General features: G+C 63.2%; 12 protein-coding genes. 6 read left to right on the top strand and 6 right to left on the bottom strand.

Features of this window, described 5'->3' with window-relative positions:
• Positions 1 to 212: 212 nt before the first annotated feature.
• A complete protein-coding gene (locus tag ACFPWW_RS22500) occupies positions 213 to 3968 on the top strand; it encodes a DUF1217 domain-containing protein (protein ID WP_377313254.1) in 3756 nt (1251 codons plus the stop codon).
• Positions 3969 to 4046: 78 nt separating this feature from the next.
• On the opposite strand, the gene ACFPWW_RS22495 is transcribed toward ACFPWW_RS22500, so the two are convergent.
• The 3 genes from ACFPWW_RS22495 to ACFPWW_RS22485 all read right to left on the bottom strand — a co-directional run bounded on the left by ACFPWW_RS22495 (position 4047) and on the right by ACFPWW_RS22485 (position 7156).
• On the bottom strand, positions 4047 to 5477 hold the full coding sequence (locus ACFPWW_RS22495) for an FAD-binding oxidoreductase (protein ID WP_377313253.1): 1431 nt from the start codon (positions 5475 to 5477) through the stop codon (positions 4047 to 4049).
• A gap of 18 nt (positions 5478 to 5495) precedes the next feature.
• Complete coding sequence (locus ACFPWW_RS22490) at positions 5496 to 6470, bottom strand: L-threonylcarbamoyladenylate synthase (RefSeq protein ID WP_377313829.1); 975 nt, start codon at positions 6468 to 6470, stop codon at positions 5496 to 5498.
• Positions 6471 to 6547: 77 nt separating this feature from the next.
• Complete coding sequence (locus ACFPWW_RS22485; protein ID WP_112573199.1) at positions 6548 to 7156, bottom strand: DUF6656 family protein; 609 nt, start codon at positions 7154 to 7156, stop codon at positions 6548 to 6550.
• Positions 7157 to 7311: 155 nt separating this feature from the next.
• Between ACFPWW_RS22485 and ACFPWW_RS22480 the strand changes: the two genes are divergently transcribed.
• From ACFPWW_RS22480 to ACFPWW_RS22470, 3 genes are all read left to right on the top strand, one after another.
• Entirely contained in the window at positions 7312 to 7452 is a 141-nt protein-coding gene (locus ACFPWW_RS22480; RefSeq protein ID WP_377313252.1) for a hypothetical protein, read from the top strand.
• Between the two features lie 98 nt (positions 7453 to 7550).
• Complete coding sequence (locus ACFPWW_RS22475; RefSeq protein ID WP_112758163.1) at positions 7551 to 8795, top strand: aromatic ring-hydroxylating oxygenase subunit alpha; 1245 nt, start codon at positions 7551 to 7553, stop codon at positions 8793 to 8795.
• 144 nt (positions 8796 to 8939) lie between these two features.
• Positions 8940 to 9425 (top strand): BA14K family protein, encoded by a 486-nt coding sequence (locus tag ACFPWW_RS22470; RefSeq protein WP_112704506.1) that lies wholly within the window; start codon positions 8940 to 8942, stop codon positions 9423 to 9425.
• A 75-nt stretch (positions 9426 to 9500) separates the two neighbouring features.
• On the opposite strand, the gene ACFPWW_RS22465 is transcribed toward ACFPWW_RS22470, so the two are convergent.
• Positions 9501 to 10493 carry a transporter gene (locus ACFPWW_RS22465; protein WP_112573204.1) on the bottom strand — a complete coding sequence of 331 codons (993 nt, stop codon included), beginning with the start codon at positions 10491 to 10493 and terminating at the stop codon, positions 9501 to 9503.
• Between the two features lie 308 nt (positions 10494 to 10801).
• Between ACFPWW_RS22465 and ACFPWW_RS22460 the strand changes: the two genes are divergently transcribed.
• Positions 10802 to 12580, top strand: coding sequence for an acyl-CoA dehydrogenase (locus ACFPWW_RS22460; RefSeq protein WP_377313251.1), 1779 nt, complete (start codon positions 10802 to 10804; stop codon positions 12578 to 12580).
• A gap of 11 nt (positions 12581 to 12591) precedes the next feature.
• The gene (locus ACFPWW_RS22455; RefSeq protein WP_112573208.1) at positions 12592 to 13344 is read left to right on the top strand and encodes a crotonase/enoyl-CoA hydratase family protein; all 753 of its coding nucleotides are present in this window, start codon (positions 12592 to 12594) and stop codon (positions 13342 to 13344) included.
• A 36-nt stretch (positions 13345 to 13380) separates the two neighbouring features.
• On the opposite strand, the gene ACFPWW_RS22450 is transcribed toward ACFPWW_RS22455, so the two are convergent.
• Both ACFPWW_RS22450 and ACFPWW_RS22445 read right to left on the bottom strand, forming a co-directional pair.
• The gene (locus ACFPWW_RS22450) at positions 13381 to 14631 is read right to left on the bottom strand and encodes a class I SAM-dependent RNA methyltransferase (RefSeq protein WP_377313250.1); all 1251 of its coding nucleotides are present in this window, start codon (positions 14629 to 14631) and stop codon (positions 13381 to 13383) included.
• On the bottom strand, positions 14628 to 15413 hold the full coding sequence (locus ACFPWW_RS22445; protein WP_377313249.1) for a TlyA family RNA methyltransferase: 786 nt from the start codon (positions 15411 to 15413) through the stop codon (positions 14628 to 14630). The genes ACFPWW_RS22450 and ACFPWW_RS22445 overlap by 4 nt, the downstream gene beginning before the upstream one ends.
• Positions 15414 to 15642 lie beyond the last annotated feature (229 nt).

The following is a 15642-nucleotide window of genomic DNA, read 5'->3' as shown; positions in this document are numbered from 1 at the left end:
CCGTTCCGTACAGCTTAAAAATCGCGGTTAAGAAAACCCTGCCTCCGGGGATGGTTAGCAAAAACGAATATGGCAGGGTTTCCGGAATGTGAACGCGGCCCCGCATCAAGGCGGGACAGTTTCAGGCAAGTCTCGGGCAAGCTCTGCCTGGCAAAATGCACGCACCAATAGTCTGTCAATTCTTTAAAGACTTTGCTGAAAAGGGCGCATCCATGATTACGGCATCCCTGGCATACGTCATTCTGTCCCGCGATATGCCAAAGAGTCTCGACCGCGTCGCCAACCAGGCGCAGGTCAAAAAAGACGCCGAATACTACGCAGAGAACATCAACAAGGTGAAGGATATCGACGACTTTCTCGGCGATTACAAGCTCTACAGCTACGCCATGAAAGCCTACGGCCTTGACGACATGATCTATGCCAAGGCCTTCATGAGGAAGGTTCTGGAGAGCGACCTTACGGATGCGAACAGCTTCGCCAACAAGCTTTCCGATACGCGCTACAGGGAATTCGCCGCCGCCTTCAATTTCAATGCGCCGCCCAAGGATGTTCAGACGGACGAGCAGGAAGACGATCTGATCGGCCTCTACAAGCAGTCCTTCGCCGATACGGAAAAGCAGACGGCCGCCGAAACGGACTATTACAGTGCCCAGATCGACGACGCGAAGACCGTGCAGGACCTGGTCGGCAATCCCCGTCTTCTGAACTATGCGCTGAAGAGCGTCGGCATCGACCCAACCTATATGTCGAAGGACTACATTACCGAGGTCCTGACCACGGATATCAGTACGCTGGGCGGCGCGGCGCCCGACCCGACCGATCCGTCCTTCGATCCGACCAAGACCTATGTCGGCGACAAGCTCTACGCGCTCGCGCAGCAGTTCAACTTCAAGCCGGACAATGGCGACGCCCAGTATTTCCGCGACAATATCGGTTCGGTACAGTCGGTCGACGATCTTCTTGCCGATCCGCGCCTGCGCACGGTGGTGCTGCAATCCGTCGGCATCGATCCGGCGACGGCCGACGACGCCTTCGTCAAGATGGTCCTCACCAGCGATCCTGCGACGCTCGGCGGCGATCCGCCGATCAGCAATCCCGATCCGTCGCTCAATTATGTCGGAAGCAAATACAAGGAACTGGCGTCCTATTTCGATTTCAACGCCGACGGATCGGTCAACGGTGCCGCCCAGAACGCAGCCCAGACCGACGAGGTCGCCGAACTCTACCGGTTCCGCGCCCCGGCCGTCGGCGGTTCTGCCCAGACCGCGGCACAGAAAAACTACGTGATGGAGCAGTATAACATCAATACTGCGATCCAGATCGTCGATCGCCTCGGAACGGGCAGCGACGTCTACTATGTCAGCCAGGCGATGTCCGAATTCAACAGGACCTATTACCTGTCCAAGATCGGTTCGATCACCAATGTCGACCAGCTGGTCAACGACAAACGGCTTGCCGATTATGTTCGCGCCGCCTTCGGCATGGATCCGGGCTTCACGCAGCTGCGCAACGTCCTGACCGACCCCGGTTATGCCCGCTCGGTCGATATGGGCGCGGCCTGGGAGGCGTTCAATTTCAGGTCCGACGGCACGGTTTCTCCGAACGAGCGCGCGCAGTCCTACGAACAGCTGGGCGGCATGACGAGCGCTGCGTCGAACGTATCGAGCTATTTCTCCAACATGATGATGCCGCCCGGCGGCACCAGCCCGATCGACAGCGTCGACGAACTGCTGTCCGACAAGATGCTGACGGCCTATATCAAGGACGCCTACGGCCTCGGTCAGAATTTCAGCAATGCCGAATTGAGGAACATCCTTACGGACCCCGACTATGCCACAAACGCTGGCCACCTGGATATCCACGATGCCTTCAATTTCAACGCCGACGGTTCGGTGACGTTCGAGACGCTGCCGACCGGTGTCGTCGTCGGCGCACAGAACGCGACCCAGCTTCAGGGCATCAACCTGCTCGTCACCAACAATGCCTCCTACTATCACGTCAAGCTTGCCGATCTCTCCAACGACGGCGCGACCCCGGCGGTCGACGTGCTTCTGGCCGACGACAGGGCGATGAGTTTCCTGCGCACCAGCCTGCAGATCGGCAACGAAATCAGCGACGCCACGCTTCGCGGCATCCTGACCGATCCCGCCGTCGCCGCTTCCGAGGGCTACAGCGACGTCTACCAGCTTTTCAATTTCCGTCAGGACGGCACGCTTGCTGCCAATACCGTTTCGCAGGACGCCGCGCAGACCGCCGCGATGAACGCGAAAGTGGAAGCGGCCGCCAACTACTATGTCACGACGATCAACGGGCTCACCGACGTCGACCAGGTGTTGGGCGACCAGAAGCTCAACAGCTACATCCGTTATGCCTTCAGCATCCCTTCGAGCGTTTCGGATGCCGATCTGCGCAACATCCTTGTCGATCACAGCGGCACCGGCCCCTATGCCAAGGTGGCGGCGGCTTTCAACTTCCAGGCGGACGGCACGGTCGTCCCCGGCCTTACGGTGCACAGCCCCGCGCAGCTGGCTTCCGTGAATTCGGCCACCACCATCCGCGAGGAAGGCATTCTGGACCGGATGGGCGACATCAACGATGTCGATCAGCTGCTGGCCGATACGTCCCTGACGGATTACCTGAAGATGGCCTACGGCCTGGCTTACGACACGACCGATGCCGAGCTCCGGAATATCCTTACCGACCCGGCCCATGCCGCTTCCGTCGGTCAGAGCGAGCTCAACGCCGCCTTCAATTTCGCCGCCGACGGATCGCTGCCGACGCTGACGACCGCCCAGACCGGTGAACAGACGATGACGACCGGCGACAATTACGGCGCCCGCGTCAACGACCAGGGCAATGATCTCATCGATCGCATCATCGCGAACTACAAGACGCGAATGGATGACGACAATTCCGCTGGCGTGAAGAGCGTCAACGATTTCATGAAAACCAACGACAGGGCCGATACCGTCCTCGGCAACGACTCCTATCCGGATCTCTACCAGATGACGCTGCAGGCTTACGGCCTGACGACGGCCGATGTTCCGCGCTCCATGATGCGCAAGCTGCTCGCCAGCGATCCCTACGACCCGAACGGATATGTCGCCTCCTTCAAGGACGACCGCATCACCAAGATGGTGCGCGCCTTCAACTTCGGTCCCGATGGCAAGGCTGCCCAGCCCATGTCGGTCCTGTCCGCCGCCACCATGGCGAAATATGCAACCGATTACAGGGCGCAGGTTACGATGCTGATGAAGGACGGCCCCGCGAAGGACCGCGCCGCCAAGGCTGCCACCGAGGAAGTCGACTATTTCGGCAAGACCATTCCCGGTATCAACTCCCTCGACGATTTCCTGGCCGACAAGCGTCTGACGGATCTCATGCTGAAGGCAAACGGCTTCGATCCGAAGGAGTACGACAAGGATACGCTGAAGAAAATCTTCACGTCCGATCCCGACGACAAGAAGAGCTACCTCAACACCAAGGCGGACGAGCGCTTCAAGGAGATCGTCGGCTCCTTCAACTTCGACAAGGACGGCAACCTGACCCGCGCCAAGATGGGCACGATCCAGGACAAGCAGGCCGAAGCGACGACGCAGCAGCAATATGTGCAGCTGACCCTGGAAACCCAGGAGGGCGAAACCAATGACGGCGTGCGTCTGGCGCTCTACTTCAAGCGCAAGGCGACGGACATTACCTCGCTCTACCAGATCCTCGGCGACAAGGCGCTCTATCAGGTCATCCAGACGACCTACAGCCTGCCGCAGCAGATATCTGCGATGGACGTGGAAAAGCAGGTCGACCTGCTCGGCCGCTTCGTGAAGCTGGAAGACCTGCACGACCCCAAGAAGGTCGACAAGCTCATCAGGCGCTTCACGGCCATGTACGACATCCAGAACAACACCCAGCAGTCGCCGGCGCTGCAGATCCTGACTGGCGGCACCGGTCAGGCGACATCGCTGCTTTGAGCGACGGGGTGAGCCTCCGGGGCCTTTCCGAAACGCGGACATGCTCCGGACGCAGAACCGCGTCTTGAGGGAGACGCCTTAGAGGCTCACCACCTTGTCCGGGTTCATGATGCCGGCAGGGTCGAAGGCCCGCTTGATGCGGCGCATCAGTTCCATTTCGATCGCCGGCCGGATCGACGCCAGCTCGTCGCGCTTCAGCTGGCCGATGCCGTGCTCGGCGGAGATCGAGCCGCCATGGGCCAGCACCAGCCCGTGCACGATATGGTTCATCTCGTGCCAGCGGGTGATGAAGGCTTCCTTGTCGGCTCCAACGGGCTGCGAGATGTTGTAGTGGATGTTGCCGTCGCCCATATGGCCGAAGGCGCAGATGCGCGCGCCGGGCATTGCCGCCATGACGGCCTCTTCGGCTTCCCTCATGAAATGCGGGATCTTCGAAACCGGCACGGAAACGTCGTGCTTGATCGAGCCGCCCTCCGGCTTCTGCGCGTCGGACATGCTCTCACGCATGTGCCAGAGCGCCTTCTGCTGGGCGACGGAGGAGGCGATGGCCGCATCCTGCACGAGGCCCGCTTCGAAACCCTGCTCCAGCACGGCATTCATCATCCGCTCGGCCGTCTCGGCGGAATCGGAGGTGGAAATGTCGATCAGCACATACCAGTCGTGCGGCGTCTCCAGGGGATCGCGCACGCCGTCTATATGGCGCGCGGTGATCTCGACGCCGAAACGCGGCATCAGTTCGAAGCCGGTCAGCGACGTGCCGCAGAGGCTGGAGGCGAGGTTGAAGAAGGAAAGCGCATCCTCGACGGTGGAAAGCCCGGCAAAGGCCACCTGATGGCCGAGCGGCTGCGGAAAGAGCTTCAGCACCGCGCCGGTGATGATGCCGAGCGTGCCTTCGGCGCCGATGAAGAGATCGCGCAGGTCGTATCCCGTATTGTCCTTCTTCAGCCGGCGCAGCCCGTCCCAGATCTCGCCGGTCGGCAGCACGACTTCGAGGCCGAGGCAGAGCTGGCGCATGTTGCCATAGGCCAGAACCGCCGTGCCGCCGGCATTGGTGGAGAGGTTTCCGCCGATGCGGCAGGAGCCTTCCGAGCCGAGCGACAGCGGAAACAGCCGCCCGTGCGCCTCGGCCGCCTTCTGCACGTCGGCAAGGATCGCCCCGCCGTCGGCGACCAGCACGTTGGCGACCGGATCGACGTCGCGGATCCGGTTCATGCGTTCGAGCGAAAGAATGATGTCCGCCTTGCCCTCGCGCGGCGTCTGCCCGCCGACAAGGCCGGTATTGCCGGTCTGCGGCACGATGGCCGTGCCGGTTTCGGTGGCGAGCTTCATGATCGCGGAGACGTCCTCGACCGTTCCGGGCTTGAGGAGGAGAGGGGAGGAGCCGTGGTAGAGGCCGCGGTTTTCGATGAGGTGCGGCGCCAGATCCGCCTCGCTGCGGAGCGCATATTTCTCGCCGACGATGGCGGTGAAACGCTCGATGATCTCAGGCGAAATGCTTGTGCTGCTCATGGAGCCCGCTCCTCTTCCTCACTCGCGCGGTGCCGCTGCGCGCCGCAGCCGGTCGTTGATCGCCTCTCCAAGCCCTTCGTCGGGGATTGGCGCAAAGGCGATCACGGCGGCGCCGCTGGCATCGGCCCTCTTCATGTAGTCGAAAAGATTGGCGGCCGCTTCGGAAAGGTCGCCGCGCGGGCTGAGGTTCAGCGTGATCGCCGCCCGCTCGGCGCCTGCCACCCTGTCCGGGCCGAAGGCAATCAGCGCCTCGCCGGGTTCCAGTGCAGTGGCGTCGAGCCGCACGGCCGCGCCCGGTGCGTAATGCGAGGCGAGCATGCCCGGCGCTTCGATCGCGGCAGCCGCTTTTTTCGAACGCAACAGCCGCCTTCCGGCGACCCGCTCGATTTCCCTGGCCGGCAATCCGCCTGGTCTGAGCATCCGCAACTCGCCGTCTTCGAGCTTGACGATCGTCGATTCCACGCCGACCGTGCTTGCGCCCGCGTCGAGGATGAGCGGTATCTTCGCGCCGAGATCGGCCTCGACATGGGCCGCGCTGGTGGCGCTCACCTTGCCCGACGTATTGGCGCTCGGAGCCGCCAGCGGCCGCCCGAAGGCGCGGATGAGATCGCCGGTAAAACCCTTCGGTATGCGAATGCCGACGCTGTCGAGGCCCGCTGTTGCCAGCGCGTGGATCGATGTTTGGGCCTTCAGCGGCAGGACCAGCGTCAGCGGGCCGGGCCAGAAGGCTTCGGCAAGCGCGCGAGAGACCGGATCGAATTCGGCATAGGTTTCGGCCATGGCGAGATCGGCCATGTGGCAGATCAGCGGATTGAAGCGCGGACGGCCCTTGGTTTCGTAGATGCGGGTGATCGCCGCCGGATTGGTGGCATCGGCGGCAAGTCCGTAGACGGTTTCGGTGGGGATGGCGATCGCAAAGCCCTCGGCAAGTGCCGCGCAGCCGGCCGCAAGCGCTGCCTGCCTGTCCGCCCTGATGTCGATGATGCGTGCCATGTGCTGCCCGGTTATTGCTGCGGCAGTCATTAGGCCTTCCTTGCGGCGCGATCAATCCCGCCTGAAGCGCTTGCGGCCTACAGCTGGCGGATGATCTGGCGCAGCTGCTCGTTGCGGGCGCCGAGCAGCAGGATGTTGCGGATGGCGATCTGCGGATCGTTGGTGCGGAAGAGCAGGCCGTTGCCGCGCACCGAGCGGTCGACCACCATCTTCTCCGGCGTGCTCTCGCCGGGCTTGATCGCCACGGCGAAATACATGCGGGAATTCTGCACCGCGATATTGTCGAAGAAATTGTCGTTGTCGCCGATATCGGAATAGAAGTTGGCGATGTAGAAGGCCCAGGCCACCTCGTCGTAGCGGGCGAATTTGGTGCGCGAGGCCGTGACGTGGCAGTAGCCGAGATGCGGGCTGTCGGCCAGCGTCCGGTGGAAGATCATTTTCGGAAACTGGATCGCGCGGTGGAAGCCGTTGATGTTCTGGTGGGTCTTTTCGCCGGCGGCCTGCAGCTTGCGTGCGGTCTTTGCGGCCACTTCCTCATGGGTGAGGTAGCGGCGCTCTTCCGGAAGCCAGTCTTCGCGCCGCCGGCTGATGCGGCCGGTGCGCAGGAATTCCGAGTGTTTGGTGAGAAGCCGCGGTTCGGCAGGCTTTATCTCTTCCCGCGCGTCGAAATATCGAAGTTTGGCCATGGCGTTCCGCAGTCTCTGCTGTGTGGGTCGCCGGCAAGGATAGGATTTCATGCTTAACGCCCTGTTAAAACGGCAGGAAGAAGCTGCCGGAGCCGGGTTCGCAGCCCCCATGTCGCAAATGCGACAGGGCTTTGCCCGCGGCATTGGATTCGTTTATGTCTGAAGCGCCGCGAAATGTCGCAATTGACGATCATCAAGGCCATGTGGCTGTTTCCGCAAACCGGCCGGGCTTCCTGTCGTCATTTTCGAAGCGGATGTCGCTTTACAACCAAGCGGGCGGCATGCTCGGTGCTTAAATAACGCCATGACCAGCTCTCCGGACGGAGAAGGAAGCGGCCGCGCTTCCGCTGCCGGGCTCCAGCGGGGCGGCAGCCATAGGCACGAGGATAGGCAGATGGATATTCGCAGCAACGTTTTGCGCCAGCTCAAGAGCCGCCGCGAGGGTTTCAGTCTCGAACAGCCCTTCTATATCGACGAGGATTATTTCCGTCTGGACATGGAGATGATCTATTACCGCGACTGGCTGTTCATCGGCCATGATTGCGAATTGCCGAAGCCGGGCGCCTATTTCACCGTCCAGATCGGCGATTATCCCGTCGTCATCGTGCGCGGCCGCGACAATGTCATCCGTGCTTTCCACAACAGCTGTCGCCATCGCGGCTCGCGCGTCTGCACCAAGGAGCACGGCTCTTCCGTGCGCCTCGTCTGCCCCTATCACCAGTGGACCTACGATCTCGACGGCAAGCTCGCCTTCGCCCGCCACATGGGCGACGATTTCGACAAGAGCGGCTTCGGGCTGAAGCCGGTCCATTGCGAAACGGTGGCCGGCTACGTCTTCATCTGCCTCGCCAACGTCGCGCCGGATTTCCAGACGGTGCGCGACAAGATCGAGCCCTATATGGCGCCGCACCATATCGGCGAGGCCAAGATCGCCTTCCAGAGCACCATCATCGAGAAGGGCAACTGGAAGCTCGTCTGGGAAAACAACCGCGAGTGCTACCACTGCGCTGCAAACCATCCTGAACTCTGCCGCACCTATCCGGAAGCCCCGAGCGTCACCGGCACGGACGGCGGCGCCGACGATCCGGAGATCGCCGGCCATTGGGCGCGCTGCGAGGCGGCCGGCCTGCCGAGCAAGTTCCAGATCTCGCCGGACGGGCAGTTCCGCACGGCCCGCATGCCGCTGATCGAGGATGCCGAAAGCTACACCATGTCCGGCAAGCGCGCCGTCAAGCGCCCGCTTTCCGACGACGTCACGATCAGCCATATCGGCACCATGCTGCTCTTCCACTATCCGACGACGTGGAACCATCTGCTCGGCGACCACGCCATCTCCTTCCGCGTGCTGCCGCTCAGCGCCAACGAAACGGCGGTGACGACCAAATGGATCGTCCACAAGGATGCGGTCGAGGGCGTCGATTACAACCTCGACGAACTGACGCATGTCTGGACCGAAACCAACGATCAGGATCGCCGCATTGTCGAGGAAAACGCGTTCGGCATCCGTTCGCCGGCCTATGAGCCCGGCCCCTATTCCGCGGCCCACGAAGGCGGCGTCATGCAGTTTCTCGAATGGTATTCGAATTTCATGATCAACCGTCTGCAGGGCGATCAGGCCAAGCTCTCGGTCGTTGCCTGAGGGCGATCGCCGTCGGTTAATGTCCGGTTCATTTCGCCTCCGGTAGAAGTGGAGCGTGAATGCCGTCTTCGGGTCTTTCGGGAACGTTTTCCCGTCTTGTCCGTTATCCGGCAGGCTTTTTTCGCTCTTGATCGGAGATACGCAATGTTTGGGCTGAGTAAGAAGGTCGCGACTGCGGTTATGGCCGCCGCCGTCGTTGTGACGAGCTTCGTGCCGTCGCAGGCAATCCAGATGCCGGCCGCCCCGCAGGTGGAAAAATCGTCGCCTGTCGAAAACGTCCAATATCGCCGCTACTATCGTCCGGGTTATCGCCCAGGCTACTATCCCGGATACCGTCCGGCCTATCGCCCCGGCTGGTACGGCGGCTATCGCGGCTATTCCTACTACCGGCCGGGCTACCGCCACTATAACGGCTACTGGTATCCGCTGGCGGCCTTCGGTGCCGGTGCCGTCATCGGCGGCGCCATTGCCGCCCAGCCGCGTTATTACGCGCCCGCACCGGCCCCCTCGGGCATCAATCCGAGCCATGTCGCCTGGTGCGAAAACCGCTATCGGTCCTACCGGGCTTACGACAATACGTTCCAGCCCTATAACGGCCCGCGCCAGCAGTGCTATTCGCCCTATTACTGAGGGGCAGGCACCGGTTCGCAAACAACGCCCGGCCGCCGCGCCGGGCGTTTTCGTTTGTGCGGAAAAGGAAATACCCTAGAGAATGTCCACCCGCCGCAACAGCCACCAGGCAAAGAGGATGGAGGCGACGATAAGCCCGACGGCATATTCCGTGCCGTAGTCGCCGACCGCGAAGGGCAGGTTGGCGGTGTTCATGCCGAAGAAACCGGTCACGAGTGTCGGCGGCAGCAGGAAGGCCGTCATGATCGACAGAAGGTAGAGGTGGCGGTTCGTCTCCGAGGAGAGCTTGGAATCGATTTCTTCGTGCAGCAGCCGCGCGCGGTCCTGCAGCGCATAGATATCGTGATCGACCGTTTCCAGCCGGCTCGTCAGCCGCCCGGCAACGTCGTCGAAGCCGAAGGGCATTTCGTCCTCGTCGGAGGCGGCCGCCCGCCGCATCAGCGCCAGCACGGTGCGCAGATGGCGGTGCAGGCGAACGATCGTGCGGCGGACCGGCGCGAGCCTGCGGCGTTCGTCCCGCGGCGCGTTGTCGTAGACGAAGTCCTCGATCAGGTTGAGCTCTTCGGTGAGCTCGATGACGACGGAAATCAGCGTGCGCTGGAATTCGGTCACGAGCAGTTCGAAGAGATCGACGGGCCGGGCGAATTTGCCGGGATTCTTCGCGATCGTCGCGCGTGCCCGCTCCACGCTTCTCAGCGGCTGCAGCCGGGTGGTGATGATGTAGCGGTCGGAGATCGCAAAGTGCAGCCAGCCGAGATTGGCCGTGTCCTGGTCGAACTCGCGCTGGCAATCGACCAGCGTGCCGAAAAGCATCTGTTCGTCGACGGTCAGCGCCGCGTGCGTGTCGCGCGTCGTCAGGGCCGCCTTGGCGTCGTCCATCACGCCGAGCGTGTCGAGCAGGGCGGGCACGCGGGCATCGGCGAGGTTGAGATGCAGCCAGTAGAAACCGTCGTCGGCGGCCAGCTCGGCGGCGGTCGCGCTGTTTTGAAGCCGCACGGCCACCTTGCTTTCCGGCGAGAAGCGGTAGGCCCATACAAGGCCGGGTATGTTGACGGGCAAGGTATCCATTTTGCCGATCCTCTCGCGAAAGCGATCAATCCTACTGAAACATGCCGCGCAAAACCGTGCAGCGGTTTTGCGATAACGCCTCGCGTCAAACAAAACCTGCAGCATGGCGCCGGCCCTGAAAGAGCGCGACACGCTTAGAGATTCTCCATGACGTTTGTTTGCGCAAGAGCACAAGGCAAAAGGCGCGCTCGTCCAAGCTTATCAGCGGAAAGCAAATTGACGTTTACGTAAAAATCAATTAGCTCTTCGAACGGAGGCGCTGGGGCATCGGCTTTGCCGGCTGCCAGCCGAATGCGGAGGAAAATCGGATGTATAAGGCGCCTGTCGAGGAAATCGCGTTCACGCTGAAGCACGTCGCCGGAATGGCGCAGTCAATTGACGGCGGCATCCTGGGCGATCTCGGCGAGGATCTCGTCGATGCCATCCTGGCCGAGGCGGGACGATTTGCCACGGAGCAAATCGCGCCTTTGGCCGAGATCGGCGACCGTCAGGGCGCCCGCCTCTCCGATGGCGAGGTGAGGACGCCGGACGGCTGGCGCGATCTCTACCGCAACTGGGCGGCCGGCGGCTGGAACGGCCTGACGGCGCCGGAACAGTTCGGCGGCCAGGCCCTGCCGCATATGCTGAATGTTGCCGCCCTCGAAATGTGGAATTCCGGTTCCATGGCCTTCGCCCTCTGCCCGACGCTGACCATGGGCGCCGTCGAGGCCGTGAACGTGCATGGCAGCGCCGCGCTGAAGGAAAAATATCTGGCGCGCATGGTCTCGGGCGAATGGACCGGCACCATGAACCTCACCGAACCGCATGCCGGCTCCGATCTCGGCGTCCTGAGGGCGCGCGCCGAGCGCAGCGACGACGGCAGCTACCGCATCTTCGGCCAGAAGATCTTCATCACCTGGGGCGAGCATGATGCGGCCGACAATATCATCCATCTCGTTCTCGCCCGCCTGCCGGATGCCCCTGCCGGCACGCGCGGCATCTCGCTCTTCCTCGTGCCGAAATTCCTCGTCAACGACGACGGTTCGCTCGGCCCCCGCAACGATCTCCACTGCCATTCGCTGGAGCACAAGCTCGGCATCCACGGCTCGCCCACCTGCACCATGATCTACGGCGACGGCAGGTTCGGCGCCGAGAAAGGAGCCGTCGGCTGGCTGATCGGCGAGGAGAACAAGGGGCTCGCCTGCATGTTCACGATGATGAACAATGCCCGCCTTGCCGTCGGCATGCAGGGTGTCGCGATCTGCGAGGCCGCGACGCAGAAGGCGATCGCCTATGCCAGGGAGCGCACGCAGGGCAGGGCGCCCGGCTGGAGCGGTGCCGGCATGAGCCCGATCATCGACCATCCCGACGTTGCCCGCATGCTGCTCACCATGAAGGCGCTGACGCAGGGCTCGCGTGCCATCGCCTATGCCTGCGCCCATGCGATCGACATGGCCCACCGCGCTGCCGATCGCCGCGCGCACTGGCAGGAACGCACCGCCCTGCTGACGCCGATCGCCAAATCCTTCGCCACCGATTCCGGCGTCGAGGTCGCCTCCCTCGGCATCCAGGTCCATGGCGGCATGGGTTTCATCGAGGAAACGGGTGCCGCCCGCTACCTGCGCGATGCCCGCATTGCCCCGATCTACGAGGGCACGAACGGTATCCAGGCGATCGATCTCGTCACCCGCAAGCTGCCTCTGTCGGATGGCGGAGAGGTCAGGGCGTTCATTGCCGAACTGAAGGCGATCGCCGGATCCGTCCGCGGTTCGAACATCGACGGCTTCGGCATGACGGCAGACCGGCTCGAAGCGTCGCTTGCCGACCTGCAGGAGGCGACGGACTGGCTGCTGGCTAGCCTCGCCGAGGGTAAACTGGCGCGGGCCCTGTCCGGCGCCACAGCCTACCAGCGCCTTTTCGGCCTCGCGCTGACCGGCTGCTATCTCGCCAAGGGCGGCCTTGCCGGCACCGCGGACGGGGCGGCAGAGGGCCGCGTCGCGCTTTGCCGCTTTGCCGCCGAAAACCTTCTGTCGGAAACGGCGGCGCTGAAAGACCGCATCGTCAACGGTGCCGAAAGCCTTGCCGCGGCCCGCACGATTCTCGCCTGAAGGAGCTGAACATGAGCGACCCCGTCATCATCGAACGGTCCGCCGATCATCCGGCCGTGCAACTCATCCGCTTCAACCGGCCGGAAAAGAAGAACGCCTTCACCCGCGCCATGTACCGCAGCATGGTCGAGGCGCTCGATGCCGCCAATGCCGATGCCGATATCAGGGCTACGGTCTTTCTCGGCACCGACGGCTGCTTCTCGGCCGGCAACGATATCGGCGACTTCCTCGCCGCAGCCATGGGCGGCAGCATGGGGCAGGAACTGATCGATTTCCTCTATGCTCTCGTCAATGCCGAAAAGCCGCTCGTGTCCGGCGTCGACGGCCTGGCGATCGGCATCGGCACGACGCTGAACCTGCATTGCGACCTGACGATCGCCTCCGGCCGCAGCCAGTTCCGCACCCCCTTCGTCGATCTGGCGCTGGTGCCGGAAGCCGCCTCCAGCCTGATCGCCCCGCGCATCATGGGCCATCAGCGCGCCTTTGCCATGCTCGCCGCCGGCGAGGCATTTTCCGCCGAGGACGCGAGACAGGCCGGCCTGATCTGGAAAGTGGCGGCACCGGCGGAGGTGGAAAGCCAGGCGCTGGCCGCGGCCGCGAAGCTTGCCGCCAAACCGCCGGAAGCCCTGAAAATCGCCCGCGATCTCATTCGCGGCCCCCGCGAGGAGATCATCGCCCGCATCGACGAGGAAGCCCGCCATTTCGCGGCGCGCCTCAAGAGCGGCGAAGCGCGCGCCGCTTTCGAGGCCTTCATGCGCCGCTGAGCCTTTCCAGCGCATCAGCCGCGCGGTTGTGGCCGTCTACTTCTCCAGCGTCGCCACGACCTCGACATGAGAGGTCCACAGGAACTGGTCGATCGGCGTGACCGAGGTGATGCGGTAGCCGCCCTCGACGAGCAGGGCAAGGTCGCGGGCAAGCGTCAGCGGATTGCAGCTGACGGCGACGATCTTCTTCACCGCCGAGCGCGCCAGTTCCTTGCACTGGAATTCGGCGCCCGCACGTGGCGGGTCGAAGACCACGGCGTCATAGACCTTGAGTTCGGATGTCATCAGCGGGCGGCGGAAGAGATCGCGTTTTTCGACGGTGACGGGCTTCAGCCCCTGCGTGTTGCGCGCCGCATGGTCGAGGGCCGCAACCGCCTTGCCGTCGCCTTCGACGGCGTGCACGCGGCCGATACGGGCAAGCTGCAGCGAAAACGTGCCGGCACCGGCGAAGAGATCGGCGATGCGCTTGGCCTTGCCGACATGGGCGAGCACCAGTTCGGCCATCGCCTCTTCGGCAGGCTTCGTCGCCTGTGTGAAGCCGCCGGCAGGCGGTGAGACCTTGACGCCGCCGAATTCGACGAGGGGCTTCGCCGGCTCGATCAGGATTTCGCCGTCGAGCGAGACACGCGCGATGCCGCGAAGGCCAAGAACCACCTCGATCGCCTTGCGCCGCTGCTGGTCGGAAAGCTTGCTTGCGCCCTCGACGGCAAGATCGAGGCCGGTGAGTGTTTCGAGAACCGCGATGCGGAACGCATTGGCGTTGGTCGCGACGGCCGCGCCGACGGCCTTGATCGCCGGCAGCCGGGACATGATCCCCGCCGAGGAGATGGGACATTCCTCGATGGCGACGATATGGTGGCTTTCGGCCTGGTTGAAGCCGATGAGCATGTCCTTCTCGGTCTTGCGCGCGGCAAAGACCACGCGCCGCCGCTCGCCGGGATGGGCCGGGACGATCTCCCTCACCTCTGCCGTCAGCCCCTTGGATTTCAGCGCGTCCATGACGAGCTGCCGCTTGAAGGCGCGGTAGGGGATGTCGGCCATATGCTGCAGCGTGCAGCCGCCGCAGGTGCCGTTGACGCCGTCAGGCCCGAAATGCCGGCAGACCGGCTCCTGGCGGTCGGCGGAGGCAGACGCGATCGACATGACCGTTCCGTGGTTCTTGACACGGGCGATCGCGACCGTCTCGCCGGGTAGCGTGAAGGGCACGTAGACCGGCCCGTCCTTGCCGCTGGCAATGCCGTCGCCCTGTGCGCCGAGCCTGTCGATGGTAATGGTTTCCGTGCTCACGCTTTCGTCCCTGCCAGTAGATATTCCTGATTGCCGTCGCCGCCCGAAATCGGCGAGGGGATGAGGCCGAAACTCTTCCAGCCCATATCCGCCGTGAACCAGCGTTCCAGCTCAGCCGCCACGTCAGGCCCGCAGGCCGGGTCCTTGAGCAGCCCGCCCTTGCCGATCGCCTCGCGTCCCGCCTCGAATTGCGGCTTGACGAGAATGGCGGCGATGGAACCGGGCTGCGCTAGATCGAGAGCCGGGGCCAGCGCCAGTTTCAGCGAGATGAAGGAGACATCCGAGACGACGAAGTCGACGGGCGCACCGATATCCTCGGCCGTCAGGTTGCGGGCGTTCAGCCCCTCGATATTGGTGACGCGGGGATCGGCCGAAATCCGCGGATGCATCTGCCCGTGGCCGACATCGACAGCCGTCACATGCGCGGCACCCCGCTCCAGCAGCACTTCCGTGAAACCGCCGGTCGAGGCACCGACGTCGAGACAGTGCCGTCCCGCCGGGTCGAGCCCGAAATGGTCGAGGGCTGCGACAAGCTTCAGGGCCGCGCGCGAAACATAGTCCTGCGCCGGGTCGTCGATCTCGATTGCCGCATCCGGGCCGAAGAGGGCGCCGGCCTTCGTCACGACCCTGCCGGCGACCTTCACCGTGCCGCGCGAGACGGCATCGCGCGCCCGCGAACGGCTCGCAAAGAGGCCGAGGGTGACGAGAAGCTGGTCGAGGCGCTGGCTGTTGTGATCGGACATCGGCTGTGAATGACGGGCAAAGCCGTCGGTTGCAAGCATTTTGTTGGCATTCCGGATGCGCGGGCACGACCCGGCATTGCCGGGAGCGCAATAATTTAAACTGATCTCTATTGCGGCGCACAAATTTAAACAAATTTAAATCCCTGCCCGCATAGGTTCACCTCGATTGCAGCGGTTCGCTTTTGAATCGCTTCGTGCCATGAAGGCTCCCGCGTCCTCCCCGCCGATCATGTTCCTCATCAAGAAGTCTTGTGGCCGCGCCTGTGCG

It is taken from the genome of Rhizobium sp. GCM10022189 (assembly GCF_042656325.1).
Classification (GTDB): Bacteria; Pseudomonadota; Alphaproteobacteria; order Rhizobiales; family Rhizobiaceae; genus Rhizobium.
The sequence above is the reverse complement of the archived record's forward strand: the minus strand, read 5'-3'. Positions and strand labels throughout refer to the sequence as shown.